This window comes from Streptosporangium sp. NPDC000239 (assembly GCF_040300765.1).
Lineage (GTDB): Bacteria > Actinomycetota > Actinomycetes > Streptosporangiales > Streptosporangiaceae > Streptosporangium.
In genome coordinates, this window is record NZ_JBEPEI010000033.1 from 42,598 (window position 1) to 58,023 (window position 15,426).

Sequence of the window (15,426 nt, forward strand, 5' to 3'; positions counted from 1 at the left end):
TTCGTCCTTCCCAAGTCGTGATGGTCGCCTTTGTCAGCGGGCCGTGCTCACGCACGGCCTATCTCAGACAACCGTCAGTGGCAGCAGCTTCTTCCCCGTGGGCCCGATCTGGATCTCGGTGCCCATGGTCGGGCACACGCCGCAGTCGTAACACGGGCTCCAGCGGCAGTCCTCGACCTCGACGTCGTTGACGGCGTCCTGCCAGTCCTGCCAGAGCCATTCGCGGTCGAGGCCCGCGTCGAGGTGGTCCCAGGGGAGCACCTCGTTCTCCTCACGCTCCCGCGTGGTGTACCAGTCGACGTCGATGCCGACCTTGGTGGCGGCGTCCATCCAGCGCTGGTAGGAGAAGTGCTCGCTCCAGCCGTCGAACCGGCCGCCGTCCTGCCACACCGCGCGGATGACCTCACCGACCCTGCGGTCGCCCCGGGACAGCAGCCCCTCGACGATCGAGGGTTTGCCGTCGTGGTAGCGCATGCCGATGGCGCGGCCGTACTCCTTGTCGCCGCGCAGGGCGTCCTTCAACGCCTTAAGCCTGTGGTCGACCACCTCGTGGGAGGCCTGGGCCGCCCACTGGAAGGGGGTGTGCGGCTTGGGCACGAACCCGCCGATGGAGACCGTGCAGCGCACGTCACGCGACCCGGTGGCCTCGCGACCGGCCTTGATGACCTTTCTGGCCAGGTCGGCGATGCCCAGGACGTCGATGTCCTCCTCGGTCGGCAGGCCGCACATGAAGTAGAGCTTCACCTGCCGCCAGCCCTGGCTGTAGGCCGTGGTGACGGTCCTGATCAGGTCTTCCTCGGTGACCATCTTGTTGATCACCTTGCGCATCCGCTCCGATCCGCCCTCGGGGGCGAACGTCAGGCCGGAACGGCGGCCGTTGCGGGAGAACTCGTTGGCCAGGTCGATGTTGAAGGCGTCGACCCGGGTCGAGGGCAGCGACAGCGAGGTGTTGGTGCCCTCGTAGCGGTCGGCCAGTCCCTTGGCGACCTCGCCGATCTCGGAGTGGTCGGCCGACGACAGTGAGAGCAGGCCGACCTCGTTGAAGCCCGAGGCCTTGATCCCGGCCTCGACCATGTCGCCGATCGTGGTGATCGAACGCTCCCTGACCGGGCGGGTGATCATCCCTGCCTGGCAGAAGCGGCAGCCGCGCGTGCAGCCGCGGAAGATCTCGACGCTGAACCGCTCGTGCACGGTCTCGGCCAGCGGGACCAGCGGCTTCTTCGGATAGGGCCACTCATCGAGGTCCATGACCGTGTGCTTGTGGATGCGCCAGGGCACGCCCGAGCGGTTCGGCGCCACCCGCTGGATCCTGCCGTCGGGGTGGTATTCGACGTCGTAGAAGCGGGGCACGTAGACCCCGCCGGACTCGGCCAGGCGCATGAGCAGCTCGTCGCGCCCGCCGGGCGAGCCCTCGGCCTTCCACTCGCGGATCACCTCGGTGATCGCGATGGCGACCTGCTCGCCGTCCCCGAGCACCGCGGCGTCGATGAAGTCGGCGATCGGCTCGGGGTTGAAGGCCGCGTGACCTCCGGCGAGGACGATCGGGTCGTCCTCGCCCCGGTCGGCGGCGTCGAGCGGGATGCCGGCGAGGTCGAGCGCGGTGAGCATGTTGGTGTAGCCGAGCTCGGTGGAGAAGGAGATCCCGAACACGTCGAACGCCCGCACGGGGCGGTGCGCGTCGACGGTGAACTGGGGCACTCCCTCGGCCCGCATGAGCGCCTCCAGGTCGGGCCAGACCGCGTAGGTCCGCTCGGCCAGGGTCTCCGGCATCTCGTTGAGGATCTCGTAGAGGATCTGCACGCCTTGGTTGGGCAGGCCCACCTCGTAGGCGTCCGGATACATCAGAGCCCAGCGGACCGTCGCCTCGTCCCAGCTTTTGACGGTCGAGTTGAGCTCACCTCCGACGTACTGGATCGGCTTCTGCACCCTGGGCAGGAGCGCTTCCAGGCGGGGAAACAACGACTCGACAGGCATAGGCCAAGACTATCCGCCTAGAAAGGGTGCCACTGGCGATCGTCGCCCGCCCTCAGCGAGTCGAGGCGGTGCCGAAGCTCGGCGAAGGCGGTCTCGTCGCGGTGCGCGTTGCGCAGCACGGCGGTGAGGGTCTGCAGCTCGCGCATGTCGCGCAGCACCGGATACCCCTCCCACCTGGTCGCGTCGTAGCCGTAGGCCTGGCTGAAATTGCTCCGCTGGCGCTCGGTCAGCCCGAAGCGCACGCCCGCGAGCGTGGGAATCAGGTCGATCTCCCTCGGCCCGGCGCACACCCCATCCCAGTCGCACAGCAGGAACCCGTCACGGGTGCGGATCATGTTCCCCCGGTGGGCGTCCCCGTGCACCAGCCCGTACGGCAGCGCGAACTCAAGCCGCTCGTAGTAGGTCTCGGCCAGCGCCTCGCAACGTTCCAGGAGCCAGGCGCGGTCGGCCTCCCCGAGGGCGAGACCGGCCAGGATCGACCTGCGCACGGTGCCGAACGGGTCGTGGGTCGGCAGTTCGAACGGCACCGGCGGAAGGTCGTGCAGCCGCCGCAGCAGCGGCCCGAGCTGAGCCGGGTCCGGCGGGGGGCCGATGTGCTCCTCGTGGTGCCAGAAGGTGGCCAGGAACCCCTCGGCGACGATCGGCTGCTTGATCTCAAGCGGCCTGATCGTGGGGAAGCCCTGTTCGACCAGCCAGCGCGTGACCTTCACCGAGGTCACCAGGCGGTCGAACTTCCCGGGGGTGTTCGCCTGCGCCAGCCGTACGACGACGCGCTCGGCTGGCAGGTGGTAGACGGTGTTGGCGAAGTCACGCAGCAGCGTGACCCCGTCCGCGTCCAGATCGGCCTTCCGGCATGCCTCGTTGAGTGCCATGGCTGCCCTGGTGAGGAGCGAGCCCTCCGCGGCAATCGTCATCGTCCACTCCTGTCTGAAATGGCGTGGCGGGCCCGCTGGGGCAGACCCACCGCGCAGAAACTCTCGATCTGCCTGGCCAGCTGCTGCCCGCCGGGCCGGGATGCCAGCAGCTCACGACCTGTGCTGAGGGTCGCGCCCAGGCTGCTGATGCGTCTGTCCGGCGCAAGCGCGAGAATCGGCTCCATCGCCTGTTCGGCTCCCGCGGCGTCGCCCTCCATGATGTGGGCGACCGTCAGGTGCGCGCTGGCCATGGACTCACATCCGTAGGAGCGGTTCTCCGGCTCCCCCGCGGCGTACAGCGCCAGCGACTCACGGGCCGCCTCGATGGCCGAGGCGGGCTCGTCGAGGTGCAGGTGGGTGACCGCCGCGTAGTAGCGCTCCTTGGCCGGGCGGAAGGCGAACTCCCCGCCGATCTCGTCGTGCAGCTCGTCGGAGCCCGCCGCCCTGGCGTCCTCGGCCCTGCGCAGCTGGTCGGCGGCCTCTCTCCTGCGGCCGAGCATGGCGTAGGAGCGGGCGCACAGCATGTGCAGGCGGGCCGCGCCCGACCCCGCACGCAGGTAGCTCAGGCCCTCCTCGGCGTATCTGGCGGCGTCGCCGTAGCGTCTGTCCCACAGCGCGACGGAGGACTGCATGCCACGCGCCCAGCCCATGAGCGCGATGTGCCCGGCCACCTTGCCGTAGGTCCACGCGGCCCGGGCGAGGGTGTCGGCGGGGATACGGCGGTCCATGTCCATGCTGACGTTGGCCATCAGCCCGCACAGCGCGCCGGTGAGGAAGTACAGCTCCCTGGCCTGCCCGGGGTGGATGCGCTTGTCCAGCGCCTTCCTGGTGCGCTCCTGCAACTCGCGCATCTCGACGAACAGCGGCAGCGGCGCCTCGGCGACGTAGCGCTTGCCGACCCAGATGACCTGTGTCCGCAGCCGTTCCAGCGCACCCGTGCCCAGCTCGCTCGCCTCCGCCTCCTCCGCGTGCGCACCGGCCTCGTCGGCCGCGACCGTGATCATGTCGAAGGCGGGCGGCGCCGACGGCACAGCCCGAAGCCCCTCAGGTGTGTAGTCGTTGGCGAAGCCGAGCTGGACGGGGCCGGTCTCGAAGAGCCTGCACAGCAGATCGGTGTAGTCACGGTCGGGTCGCGCGCCCGCCTCCCACTCCCGCCACGAACGCTCGGTCAGGCCTCGTCGCTTGATGCCCTCCCTGTCGCACAGGGCGTGGAAGTGCTCTATGGCCTCCTCGACGGTCCACCCGTGGGCGAGCCTGCGGCATTTGAACAGGCTCTGCTGCGGGCAGCAGCTGTGGATCTCCTCGACCATCTGCTGTATGACGGCCGCGGACGGCGGTCCCGGCAGAGCGGCGAGCGTACGGTTGCGGATGATGGTGGCGCAGGCGAGGGCGGCACGGTCTCCGCCCCTCGAACTCTGGGTCATAGGCTTTTTCGGCCCTTTCCCGATGGGGTCGCCCCCACGCTAGTGGTCTGATCGACATCGGGTGGACCTGAGAGCATTTCGCCGGTTAAGGGGAGTTTCTCCCTCATGAACCGTTACCGCCGAAGGGAACCACCGTCCCACCGTTGCGCAGCTGAGCCTGGAACAGCTGCCCGCACAGGCTGCTCGGAGTTTCGGCGAACCATACCGCAGGTGGGTTCCCGGCCGAAACAGCGGCCCAGCGACCCTTGCTGAACACGATCCGATAATCGGGGAACGCGGTACGTAGCAGTTCCAGTGCCCGTTGCCGCTCGGCGAGCTCCGATGTCACGGCCCCTCCGTCATCGCGAGTTCCGTCATCGTTCCCAGAATGTTCGCTTGACGCACGGAAATCCAGTGAGAATCCAGGGGTGCGAACATGCGGACGGCTCTCATGTTCGCCGATTCAGAATGGTTGCTCGCGAATGTGGATGGCCTGGAGCAGGCCTATGGCGATCATATTGGCGAAGGTCGCAGTACCACCATACGAGACAAACGGCAGCGGAAGACCTGTAATCGGCATGATTCCAATCGTCATCCCGATGTTGACGAAGGCCTGGAAGGCGAGCCAGCAGACGATCACCCCCGCCACCAGCGTCCCGAACCGGTCGTCGCACAACCGCGCGATCCTCATGCCGCGCAGCAGGATCACCCCGATCAACGCCACCACGGCGACCGACCCGAGGAAGCCGAACTCCTCCCCGGCGACGGTGAAGATGAAGTCGGTGTGCTGCTCCGGCACGAACCGCCCCGTCGTCTGGCCCCCCTCGAACAGCCCCTTGCCGAAGAGCCCCCCCGACCCGATCGCGATGAGCGACTGGGTGCTGTTGTAGCCGACCCCCCGCGGATCACTCGCGGGGTTCAGAAAAGCGGTGAACCGCGCGATCTGGTACGGCTCAAGCACGTCGAGCAACCAGACGGCCACCACCCCGCAGACCACGAGCAACGCCAGCCCGAGAATCCACCGCTTCCTGACGCCCCCGATCACCAGCGCCCCGGCCGTGATCACGCCGAGGACCATCGTGGTGCCCAGATCCGGCTGGAGCATCACCAGCCCCATGGTGAACCCCGCGACCCCGAGCGAGAGCCCGATGTCCAGCGTGCGGGGCCTGTCGGTGCCTCTGACCGGTCTGGCCAGCAGCATGGCGAGCATCAGCACCAGCCCGAGCTTGGCGAACTCCGAGGGCTGGAAGGCGAACCCACCCCCCAGCATGATCCACGAGTGGGCGCCGTTCACCGTCGAGCCGAGCGGCGTGATCACCAGCACCAGGCCGACCAGGCTCATGACGTAGACCAGCGGCGCGTAGACCCGCAGCGACCTGTGGTTGACCATCACCGCCACGCTGGTCAGCGCGATCCCGATGGCCACGTTGAGAATGTGCTTCTTGACGAGGCCGGTCGAGCCGGGCGCCCAGGTCCTGGTCGACGACCAGACCAGCAACGTCCCGATCACCGTCAGCGCGGCGACCGCGACCAGCAGCACCCCGTCCATCCTGCGCACCGCGGAGGAGGCCGCGACCGCCCTGCGTGTGAGGGAACCACCGGCCGGCACGGCCATCGTGCGGTTCATCGGGCCACGGTCCCGTCCCGCTCGATCATCGGCAACCTGGTCGCGGGCCGGTGGTCGGGCAGCGCCGCGCGCACCGGCTTCCCCTTGCCCTGACCGTCCTGCGGCGCGATGCCGTAGATGCCCTCGTAGATCTTCCGCGCGGCCGGAGCCGCGGTCTGACCGCCCATCCCGCCCTGGGAGACCATCACGACGATCACGAAACGCGGTTTCTGCGCCGGGGCGAACGAGGCGAACCAGGAGGTGTCGTTCTTGCCGTACACCTCGGCGGTCCCTGTCTTGCCGCCGACCCTGACCTTGTCCATGGGGAACCCGCCGAAGGCGCCGGCGGCCGTGCCGTCCGAGGCGACCTCGCTGAGCGCCCCCCTGATGTAGGACCGCTCGGCCTGGGAGAGCGGCAGCTTGCCGACGACCGGGACCTTGATCTCCTTGACCATGGTGCCGTCCGGCCGTACCAGCGCCCAGCCGATACGGGGACTGCGTAGCTTGCCGTCACCGACGAGCGCCGAGTAGGCCGCGGCGAGCTGCAACGGAGTCACCAGCACGTCACCCTGCCCGATGGAGAAGTTGGCCGCGTCTCCGGGCCGCCACTGGTAGCCCTCCAGGCAGTTCTCGTACGCCAGCTGTTTGAGGAAGGCCGCCCGCGACGGACTTGACCTGGCGACCTCCGGATATCCGCTCTTGGCCCGCCTGCAGTTCTCCGTCTTGGTCGCGTCCCACAGCTGCTTCTTCCACTCGCGGTCGGGGATGCGCCCCGCCGACTCCCCCGGCAGGTCGATCCCCGTCGGCCTGCCGAATCCGAAGGCCCGCGCCATCACCGCCATCGGTTCCTTCGTCTTGCCCCTGGGCCGCAGCCCTCCGTCACGCAACCACTGCTCGTACGCCGCCCGGTAGAAGATCGTGTCGCAGGACTTCACCAGCGCCGTGTGCAGGGTCAGGGTGCCCATCCCGATGCCGTGGAAGTTGTTGAACGGTCTGCTGCCGACCATGAAGGACCCCGGGCAGTCATAGTGCCCGTGCAGCGGATACCCGTCCCTGAGCATCGCGGAGACCGAGGAGATCTTGAACGTCGAGCCCGGCGCGAACTCCCCCTTGATCGCCCTGGACACCAGTGGCCTGCCCGCCTTGCCGGACAGCAGCCGCTGGTACTCGGGCTCCGAGATGCCTCCCGTCCACACCGCCGGGTTGTAGGTCGGCGCGCTGGCCAGCGCGACCACCCTGCCGGTCCGCACGTCGAGCACGACCCCCGCCGCTCCGTCCGCGGACGGCGCCGACTTCATCGCCTCCGCCAGCGCCTTCTCCGTCACCGCCTGCACCCTGGCGTCGATGCTGGTGATGAGCGTGTCACCCGGGGTCGGCTGCACCTGCCGCTCCACCCCGATCACCTTGCCGAGCCGGTCGACCTGCACCCGTCTCAACCCGGGAACCCCTCGGAGCTCCTTGTCGTAGACCGCCTCAAGACCGTCACGGCCCACCAGGTCGACCCCGGAGAAGACCGCCTTGAACCCGTCGCGCCTCTCCATCTCCTCCTGTGTGATCGGCTGCAGGTAGCCGAGCACCTGCGCCCCCGCCGAGTTGCCGGGATACTCCCTGACCGCCTGCACCTCGGCGGTCACCCCAGGGAACTCCTCCTGCCGCTCCAGGATCTGCAGCGCCTCACGCGTCGTGACGTCGTCGTCGATCGGAATCGGCTGGTACGGCGAGCCCGGCCAGCACGGCCTGGTGACCCCCGGCCCGCACGCCCTGATCCGCATGCGCAGCTCCGACGGCTTACGGTCGAGCACCGCCGCCAGACGCTGCAGCACCTCCCTGCCGTTGCCCTCCATCCGGTTGAGGCTCGTACGGTCGACGGAGACCACGAGCCTGGTCCGGTTGCGTACCAGCGGACGCCCCGCCGAGTCGAGGATCTGCCCACGCACCGCGGGTACGACCACGTCACGGGTCCGCGTCTCGGTCGCCGCCTCGACGAACTCGGCCCCGCGCACCACCTGCACCTGCCACAGCCGTACGGCGAGCAACGCCAGCAGCGAGGCCACCAGGACCTGGATCACGACCAGCCTGGTCCGTGTCCTGATCATGCCCGCCTCCCGCGGGCCGGGACCGGCGTCCCGCCCCAGCCTCGCCGTCCGCTCATCTACGTCCCCGAACCAGATGCGTGACCGGCCGCAACTCCCGCTCGCGCGGCCCCTTGACGATCCTCATCACCAACCACACCGTCGGAGGCGCCGCCAGCAGGTTGTAGCCGATCGCCCAGGGCAGCGGAGAGGCCAGCACGTCCCCGCCCGCACCGGGCTCCCCGAGCAGCACGCTGACCACCGCGACGGCGGGCGGCCCCGCCGCGGCGCAGGCCAGCGCGACCGGCAGCCTCGCGTCGGGACGGCTCTCCCCCGCCCTGCCCGCGGCGAACCCGATCAGGCACAGCACCAGCGCGTACTGCCCGAGCACATGGGCGGCAGGCGGCAGCACGTCACCGGCGAACCCTGCGCCGAACCCCATCACCGCCCCCGCGGCCGCGCCACGGACCAGGGCGTACCCCACGACGGTGAGCAGCACCAGGTCGGGCGCGGCCCCGCCAGGCAGCGGAATCCGGTTCACGAACGTCACCTGAACGACAAGGGCCAGCAGAAGCACCGCGACGGCCCCCAGGTCACGGCTCACCCTCCGCCTCCTCACGCGGCCCGTCCCCACGCGGGGCCTTTCCCCGTGGCACAGCCGGCAGCACGGTGTCCCGCGGGGCACGCTGGGGCGCCTGCACCACCACCCCGACCACGTCCAGCGCCGTCAGATCGGCGTACGGCCGCGCGTAGGCCACCCTGGTCAGCTCCCCCGGAGTCGCCACCACACGTTCGACCACCCCGATCGGCACCCCCGCCACGTACGGCGCGCCCCGCTGGGAGCCGAAGCTCACGATGCGGCGTCCCGGCACGATCTGCGCCGAGGAGTCGAGCAGACGGAACCGGAGCAGACGACCGTTCTGCCCGATCCCGTGCACCAGCCCGATCTCGTTGCTCCCCTCAAGGCGCGCCCCCGCCGCGGAGGCCGGGTCACTGAGCAGCACCACCGTCGAGGTCGAGGTGCCCACCTGCACCACCCTGCCGACCAGGCCGTCGCCGTTCAGCACGGTCATCTCGGAGCGCACCCCGTCGGCGCTGCCCACGTCGAGCTGTACGGCCTCCTCGAAGCCGGGCGTGCCACGCCGGGCGATCACCTGGGCGGGCACCAGCCGGTATCCGGCGGCCCCCGCGACACCGAGCAGACGGCTCAGCTCCTGCGCGTGCCCACGATCCAGCGCCTGCGCCGTCAGGTCCCGTCTGAGCCGCTGGTTCTCCGCGCGCAGCACGTCGATGCGGCGCTGCGCGTCCGGTGCGGCCGCCATCGTCTCGAAGAAGTGCCCGACCGGCCGGACCAGCCCCGCCCCGAAGTTCTCCGCGGCGCCGAACAGCTCGGCGCCAACTCCTCTGAGCGGGCTGAGCGGGGAGTTCGCCCCCGCCCGGTGGTCGACGGTCATGAGCACCAGCGCCGCGGCCAGCAGCACTCCCAGACTCATCCGTGCCCGGCGCGTGTCCCTCATCAGTGTCGCGGTTCCGACACCAGGACCTGCTGCAGCGCCTCGAAGTCCTCGACGCACTTACCCGAACCGAGCGCGACGGAGTCCAGCGCGTTGTCCACCAGGTGGATCGGCATGCCCGTCTCGTCCTTGAGCCGCTCGTCCATGCCCTTGAGCAGCGCGCCGCCCCCGGTGAGCGCGATCCCACGGTCCATCAGGTCTCCGGAGAGCTCCGGCGGGCACTTGTCCAGCGTCGTCTTGACCGCGTCGACGATCACGTTCACCGGTTCCTCGGTGGCCTTGCGGATCTCGGCCGCGGAAACGACGACCGTCTTGGGCAGGCCGGTGACCAGATCACGACCCCGGATCTCGGCGTGCCCCTCTTCGGGAAGCGCGCAGGCGGAGCCGATGGCCATCTTGATCTCCTCGGCGGTCCGCTCACCGAGCATCAGCGAGTACTCCTTCTTGGCGAAGGTGATGATCGCCTGATCCAGCTCGTCACCGCCGATCCTGATCGACTGGCTGGTCACGACCCCGCCCATCGAGATGATCGCCACCTCGGTCGTCCCGCCGCCGATGTCGACCACCATGTTGCCCGTGGGCTCGTGCACCGGAAGCCCGGCCCCGATCGCGGCGGCCATCGGCTCCTCGATGATGTAAACCCCCCGGGCCCCCGCCTGGTAGCCGGCCTCCTTGACCGCCCGCTGCTCGACCCCGGTGATCCCGCTCGGCACCGCGATGATGATGCGCGGCTTGGCGAACTGACGGCGCCGGTGCACCCGCTGGATGAAGTAACGGAGCATGCGCTCGGTGACGTCGAAGTCGGCGATCACACCGTCCTTGAGGGGGCGGATCGCCATGATGTTCCCCGGTGTCCTGCCGATCATGCGCTTGGCCTCGATGCCGATGGCCACGATCTTTCCCGTGGTCGTGTTTATCGCGACGACGGAGGGTTCGTTGAGAACCACACCGCGGCCCCGCACGTAGACGAGAGTGTTGGCGGTGCCGAGATCGACCGCCATGTCGCGGCCGAGAAATGCAAGCTTGCTGCTCATGAGGAAGGCGGCCTCCTTCCGTCAGGTCGTCGGCGAAAACTACAGAACGCACTCGAATCGTAACGTGACGTACCCACCACTGAGCGCAATGAGCCCACCAGATCCGGGAAAATCTTAGAGCGTCTCAAACACGCGGAGCCCCGTCACCCTCCCAGGCGACGGGGCTCCGCGAAGCCGGAGACCTAGAAACGGTCCGGGAAGAAGAGCTTGATCTCGCGGGCGGCGGACTCGGGAGAGTCGGAGCCGTGCACGACGTTCTCACCGATCTCCAGGGCGTGGTCACCACGGATCGTGCCGGGAGCCGACTTCACCGGGTCGGTCAGACCCGCCAGGGCACGGAAGGCCTCGACCGCGCGAGGACCCTCGGCGACCAGCGCGACCAGCGGGCCGGAGGTGATGAACTCGACCAGCTCGCCGAAGAACGGCCGCTCCGAGTGCTCGGCGTAGTGGGCCTTGGCGGTGTCGACGTCCAGGGTGCGCAGCTCAAGCGCCGCGACCTTCAGGCCCTTGCGCTCGATCCGGGCGATCACGTCACCGATGAGACCACGCGCGACACCGTCGGGCTTGATCAGGACAAGAGTGCGCTCGGACACTGAGGTTCTCCTTTGAACGGGGATGACTCGCGGACTGCGAGGAACGCGCGAAGTTTATCGCCCTCGGCCCGGTTCCCCGTGGTCGGCGACGTCATGGGCGGTCCGCCCCGTCTCCCAGCGCCCCCTCCGGGGACGGAGTCGGCGGCGGCACGACCGGCAACGTCCCCGGCTCGGGTGCGCCCGCCGCTCCCGGATCTCGCCCGGGACCGGTCTCGGGAACGGCCCCGTCGGGCCCCTCCTCCTCGGCCTCTTCGGCGGATCGGTCATCGCCCGCGGACCCCACCGGAGATGGGGCCGAGTCGACCGGCGGCGCGGGCGCCGGGACCGAAACGCTCCTCTCGTTCCCCGCCGCCCCCTCCTGCGACGCCTCGTCTTCGACGGCCCCGGCACCGACCACGACCGTACGGCGGGCCAGCGCGGCGCCGAGCACGATCGTGGCGACCACCAGACCGCCACCGACGAGCGCCCACAGATGCAGTGCCCCGACGAACGCGTCCACCATCGCCTGCGGGGTCTCCGCCTGCCGCAGCATGGTGAGCTGGACGCCGGTCCCCAGCAGGAAGCCGGACAGGATCCCCGGCAGGAACAGCGAGAGAGCGAACAGCGCCACTCCCACTCCCGAAGGACGCAGCACGGCTGTCAGGGCCACGGCGGCACCCGCCGTGAGCAGTGCGAAGGGAAACAGGAGCGCGAGCCCCTCCGCGGTGGGCAGCAATGCCCTGACCGCGCACAGCCCGGCGACCAGGACGGCCAGGCCACCCGCGGCGCACAGCGGTGCGGTGGACTCTCCGAGTCTGCTCACCGCGACGGCCGCGGCCAGTCCGAGGACCCCGGCGACCAGGAACGCCGGCCACAGCCCGCTGAGCCCGGGACCACTCAACCCACCCAGCTCGACATTGGTGACCTGCGCCGCGGTCGGCAGGACGACGACGCCGACCACCAGCATCGTGTAGGCGGGAGCCCTGCCCGCCCCTTCCCCGAACCCGCTCGCCGAAGCCAGGAGGAAAAGCCCGATGATCGACAGCACCGCGACGAGAACGAGCAGGCCCGGCGGCCAGTCGAACGTCGTGCCCAGGGCCAGTGTCGCCACCGCCGCGGCCGACCCCGCCGCGACCGGCAGGCGACCGCCCCGCATGGCCTCGGGACTCGCGGAACCTTCGCCGCTCCTTATCCAGAACACGAGATAGACGGCGGCCAGCACCAACGCCACTCCGGTCAACATGGGGTACGGCTGGAGCGTGACCCTCCAGGACCTGACCTCGTTGAGCGGCCACAGGGCCAATGCCTGAGCGGCCGTGAGACTCACCGCCAGCATGCCCGCCCAGAGGGCACGCAGGACGGCGGAGCGTTCCCAGACCGTCACAAGGCTGGCGGGCAGCAGCAGCCCGGCTCCGACACCGTGCAGAGCCCGCAGCACCCCGACCAGGGACGCCGACCCGGCGTAGCCCCCGGCCGCGTCCGCGAGCGCCAGCAACGCCAGTCCGGCGACCAGGACCGGCACCGCCCGGACCTGGCGTAAGAACAGTGCGGCGAGCGGCACGGTCAGCACCATCGCGGGTAGGGCGAGCCCGTGTGCCCTGACCATCTCGATCTGGGAGACGTCGGGCGGCAGCAGTGCCGCGACCACCGAGATCGTGTTGGGAACGGCGACGATCGCCAGGGGAAGGGTCACCGCGACGAGCAGCCCTAGGATGACGTCGAGCATCAGCGAGGCACGGAGAGGACGCGCCAGGTCAGCGGACCCGGCGGCCACCCCCCGGGCCGGCTGCATGGGAGGGACGGCCATGTTGGCCGACTTTAGCGGGAAGTCACGCCCTCGACACGGCGAGCGACGAATATCGCCGTGATCCACAGTGCGGCGAAGATCGCCCCAAGGAAGAACATGGTCGGAACGAGAAAACCCGCGGCTATGGCCAGAACCTGGATCACGCTTCCCACGATGTAGGCGAAGGGGTGTTTCAACAGACCCACCACCAGGACGCAGAGGACGGCCAGACCCAGCCCGACCGTCACCGCGAAAGCGGGCTCGACCCCCTGGGTGTTGATCGCCACCGGCGTGAAAAGGCCGACGACGATCGCCTCCATGCCCAGCACACTGGCACAGAGCCGCCGCATACCCGGCGTGACGGTGAACATGCCCCGCCTCTCGCTCACGTGGCCTCCTCCGCCTTCAGCAACAACCGCGCGTCTCCGGCCGTGACCACGGAGCCGGTGATCAACACACCGGCACCGGCGAGCTCCCCCTCCTCGTCGGCCAGGCCGATCCCCATGTCGATCGCCTCGTCGAGTCGTTCGGCCAGACGAACCCGGTCGGCTCCGAAGATCTCTCCGGCCAGCGCCGCGAGCCTGTCCGGCTCCATGGACCTCGGCGAGGAGTTCCTCGTCACCACGATCTCGTCCATCATGGGCTCCATCAGCTCGAGAATGCCCTGGACGTCCTTGTCCGCGAACATGGCCACCACACCGATGAGCTTGCCGAAGCCGAAGGACTCGTGGACGGCCTCCAGGGTCGCCTGCACCCCGCCCGGGTTGTGCGCGGCGTCCACGAGCACCGTCGGGCCCCGCCGTACGACCTCCAGCCTTCCGGGTGAGGTGACGTTCAGGAAGGCCTGCCGTACCAGCTCGATGCCGAGGGGTTCCTCCCCTCCTGTCAGCGCCTCGACGGCGGCCAGCGCGCAGGCGGCGTTGCCCGCCTGGTGCGCGCCGTACAGGGGGAGGAGAACCTCCTCGTAGACCCCTTTGAGCCCCTTGAGGCGGAGCAGCTGCCCGCCGACCGCCAGCTCCCTGCCGAGCACGCCGAACTCCAGCCCCTCCCTGGCCACCGTCGCCCCGGCCTCCACGGCCCTGCGCACCAGCACCTCCGCAGCGGGAAGCTGCTGCTGCGCGAGTACGGCGGTCGCCCCCGGCTTGATGATCCCGGCCTTCTCCCCGGCGATCGTCGCGACGTCCGGGCCGAGATAGTCGACGTGGTCCAGGGAGATCGGAGTGATGACGGCGACCGTACCGTCGGCGACATTGGTCGCGTCAAAGCTGCCGCCCATACCCGTCTCGATGACCGCCACGTCCACGGGAGCATCGGCGAAGGCCGCGAAGGCCATCGCGGTGAGCGTCTCGAAGAAGGAAAGCCTGCGTCCCTGAGCGTCGATCATCTTGAGGTAGGGCTCGATGTCCAGATAGACCTCGGTGAAACGCTCCTCGCTCAGCGGGAGGCCGTCGATCGAGATGCGCTCACGCATGGACACCAGGTGCGGACTGGTGAAGCGACCGACGCGCAGATTGCGCTCACGCAGAAGCGTCTCGATCATGCGCGTCGTGCTCGACTTACCGTTGGTGCCGGCGACATGCACGATCGGATAGGCGTCTTGAGGGGAACCGAGCACATCCATGAGCGCGGCGATCCTGTCGAGAGTGGGCTCGAAGTTCCACTCGACGCCACGTTCCATGATTGCTTGTTCGACCGCTCGATATTCCACGCCTCAAGCCTACTGACCCACAAGCCGCTCTTCCCCCTGCCCCACAGCCTGTGGTCCCTTCACCACGCCTTCAGAGAAGGTACGGCTCGCTCCCGACACGATGCCGGGACCGTCGGACACCGGCCGCCGGAGGAGCGGCCCTTCGGCCTTCTCCGGCCCCCGACCCGGGACCTCATCGTTCGCAGCCAGGGTCGTCCACGACCAGGGCGAACAGAATCAACCTGACCACCCCGTGGGCCCCCGCCGGCAGACAACACCGCCCCCGAGGCCGCTGCTGAACCAGAAAAGAAACAGCCCCGATGGCGAAGCCACCCCGCAGCAGAGAAAGGGGCAGCCTCGCCACCCCTCACGCCACCTTTCCAGGCCGGGCACAAACAAAAAAGGGGGCAGCCACCCAGCTACCCCCAACCCCAAACGCGCCCAACACCCCGCCTGGAACGCAACCCCACCCACCACAACACCCCGGGAAGACCGGATGAAGCCGACCGGACGAGCGGAGCGGTAACCGTCCTGTCCGGCGAACTCCACGCCCTCCCGCCCCGCTCCTGAAACAAAAAAGGGCGGCTTTCGCCACCCCTAACCCCAGACATCCCGCCCGGAACGCAACCCCACCCGCACCAAACACCCCGGGACCCCCGGAGCCAGGCGCAAAAGGGGCAGCCCCGCTACCCCTCAAACACCCCCGCACTCCCAGGCCAGGCACCAACTCCCAGGCCAGGCACAAACAAAAAAAGGGGGGCCACCCCGAAAAGGATGACCCCCCACAAAAGATTGTCCGGCGGCGACCTACTCTCCCACACCGTCCCCGGTGCAGTACCATCGGCGCTGAAGAGCTTAACTTCC

General features: G+C 69.2%; 13 protein-coding genes and 1 rRNA gene. All 14 read right to left on the minus strand.

Annotated features, from left to right (window positions below):
* Positions 1 to 63: 63 nt before the first annotated feature.
* Positions 64 to 1,974, minus strand: coding sequence for a TIGR03960 family B12-binding radical SAM protein (locus tag ABT340_RS41020; protein WP_352016353.1), 1,911 nt, complete (start codon positions 1,972 to 1,974; stop codon positions 64 to 66).
* 17 nt (positions 1,975 to 1,991) lie between these two features.
* The gene (locus tag ABT340_RS41025; protein WP_352016354.1) at positions 1,992 to 2,888 is read right to left on the minus strand and encodes a phosphotransferase family protein; all 897 of its coding nucleotides are present in this window, start codon (positions 2,886 to 2,888) and stop codon (positions 1,992 to 1,994) included.
* Positions 2,885 to 4,312, minus strand: a complete 1,428-nt coding sequence (locus tag ABT340_RS41030) for an NsdA family TPR-like regulatory protein (protein WP_352016355.1) — start codon at positions 4,310 to 4,312, stop codon at positions 2,885 to 2,887. Before ABT340_RS41030 ends, ABT340_RS41025 begins: the two co-directional genes overlap by 4 nt.
* 103 nt (positions 4,313 to 4,415) lie before the next feature.
* Positions 4,416 to 4,640: a hypothetical protein gene (locus ABT340_RS41035; RefSeq protein ID WP_184715420.1), complete on the minus strand. Its 225-nt coding sequence runs from the start codon at positions 4,638 to 4,640 to the stop codon at positions 4,416 to 4,418.
* A gap of 114 nt (positions 4,641 to 4,754) precedes the next feature.
* Positions 4,755 to 5,918 carry a rod shape-determining protein RodA gene (rodA, locus tag ABT340_RS41040; protein WP_352016356.1) on the minus strand — a complete coding sequence of 388 codons (1,164 nt, stop codon included), beginning with the start codon at positions 5,916 to 5,918 and terminating at the stop codon, positions 4,755 to 4,757.
* Positions 5,915 to 7,993, minus strand: a complete 2,079-nt coding sequence (gene mrdA, locus ABT340_RS41045) for a penicillin-binding protein 2 (RefSeq protein ID WP_352016357.1) — start codon at positions 7,991 to 7,993, stop codon at positions 5,915 to 5,917. Before mrdA ends, rodA begins: the two co-directional genes overlap by 4 nt.
* Before the next feature lie 52 nt (positions 7,994 to 8,045).
* Positions 8,046 to 8,573: a rod shape-determining protein MreD gene (mreD, locus tag ABT340_RS41050; RefSeq protein WP_352016358.1), complete on the minus strand. Its 528-nt coding sequence runs from the start codon at positions 8,571 to 8,573 to the stop codon at positions 8,046 to 8,048.
* Positions 8,563 to 9,486: a rod shape-determining protein MreC gene (gene mreC / locus ABT340_RS41055; protein WP_352016359.1), complete on the minus strand. Its 924-nt coding sequence runs from the start codon at positions 9,484 to 9,486 to the stop codon at positions 8,563 to 8,565. Before mreC ends, mreD begins: the two co-directional genes overlap by 11 nt.
* Positions 9,486 to 10,517, minus strand: a complete 1,032-nt coding sequence (locus ABT340_RS41060) for a rod shape-determining protein (RefSeq protein ID WP_352016360.1) — start codon at positions 10,515 to 10,517, stop codon at positions 9,486 to 9,488. Before ABT340_RS41060 ends, mreC begins: the two co-directional genes overlap by 1 nt.
* 182 nt (positions 10,518 to 10,699) lie before the next feature.
* Positions 10,700 to 11,110 (minus strand): nucleoside-diphosphate kinase, encoded by a 411-nt coding sequence (gene ndk / locus ABT340_RS41065; RefSeq protein ID WP_352016361.1) that lies wholly within the window; start codon positions 11,108 to 11,110, stop codon positions 10,700 to 10,702.
* Between the two features lie 91 nt (positions 11,111 to 11,201).
* Entirely contained in the window at positions 11,202 to 12,896 is a 1,695-nt protein-coding gene (locus tag ABT340_RS41070) for an ICP22 family protein (protein ID WP_352016362.1), read from the minus strand.
* A gap of 11 nt (positions 12,897 to 12,907) precedes the next feature.
* Positions 12,908 to 13,264, minus strand: coding sequence for a DUF4233 domain-containing protein (locus ABT340_RS41075; RefSeq protein WP_352016363.1), 357 nt, complete (start codon positions 13,262 to 13,264; stop codon positions 12,908 to 12,910).
* Positions 13,261 to 14,553, minus strand: a complete 1,293-nt coding sequence (locus ABT340_RS41080; protein ID WP_352016365.1) for a bifunctional folylpolyglutamate synthase/dihydrofolate synthase — start codon at positions 14,551 to 14,553, stop codon at positions 13,261 to 13,263. The genes ABT340_RS41075 and ABT340_RS41080 overlap by 4 nt, the downstream gene beginning before the upstream one ends.
* Before the next feature lie 803 nt (positions 14,554 to 15,356).
* Positions 15,357 to 15,426 (minus strand): 5S ribosomal RNA (gene rrf / locus ABT340_RS42565); the annotation flags it as partial.

Bases quoted from the DNA above. Each gene is read 5' to 3' on its own strand.
- ABT340_RS41070 (WP_352016362.1), bottom strand. From the start codon at position 12,896: ATGGCCGTCCCTCCCATGCAGCCGGCCCGGGGGGTGGCCGCCGGGTCC.
- ABT340_RS41020 (WP_352016353.1), bottom strand. From the start codon at position 1,974: ATGCCTGTCGAGTCGTTGTTTCCCCGCCTGGAAGCGCTCCTGCCCAGG.
- mreC (WP_352016359.1), bottom strand. From the start codon at position 9,486: ATGAGGGACACGCGCCGGGCACGGATGAGTCTGGGAGTGCTGCTGGCC.
- rodA (WP_352016356.1), bottom strand. From the start codon at position 5,918: ATGAACCGCACGATGGCCGTGCCGGCCGGTGGTTCCCTCACACGCAGG.
- ABT340_RS41025 (WP_352016354.1), bottom strand. From the start codon at position 2,888: ATGACGATTGCCGCGGAGGGCTCGCTCCTCACCAGGGCAGCCATGGCA.
- ABT340_RS41060 (WP_352016360.1), bottom strand. From the start codon at position 10,517: ATGAGCAGCAAGCTTGCATTTCTCGGCCGCGACATGGCGGTCGATCTC.
- ABT340_RS41080 (WP_352016365.1), bottom strand. From the start codon at position 14,553: ATGGAACGTGGCGTCGAGTGGAACTTCGAGCCCACTCTCGACAGGATC.
- ABT340_RS41030 (WP_352016355.1), bottom strand. From the start codon at position 4,312: ATGACCCAGAGTTCGAGGGGCGGAGACCGTGCCGCCCTCGCCTGCGCC.
- mrdA (WP_352016357.1), bottom strand. From the start codon at position 7,993: ATGATCAGGACACGGACCAGGCTGGTCGTGATCCAGGTCCTGGTGGCC.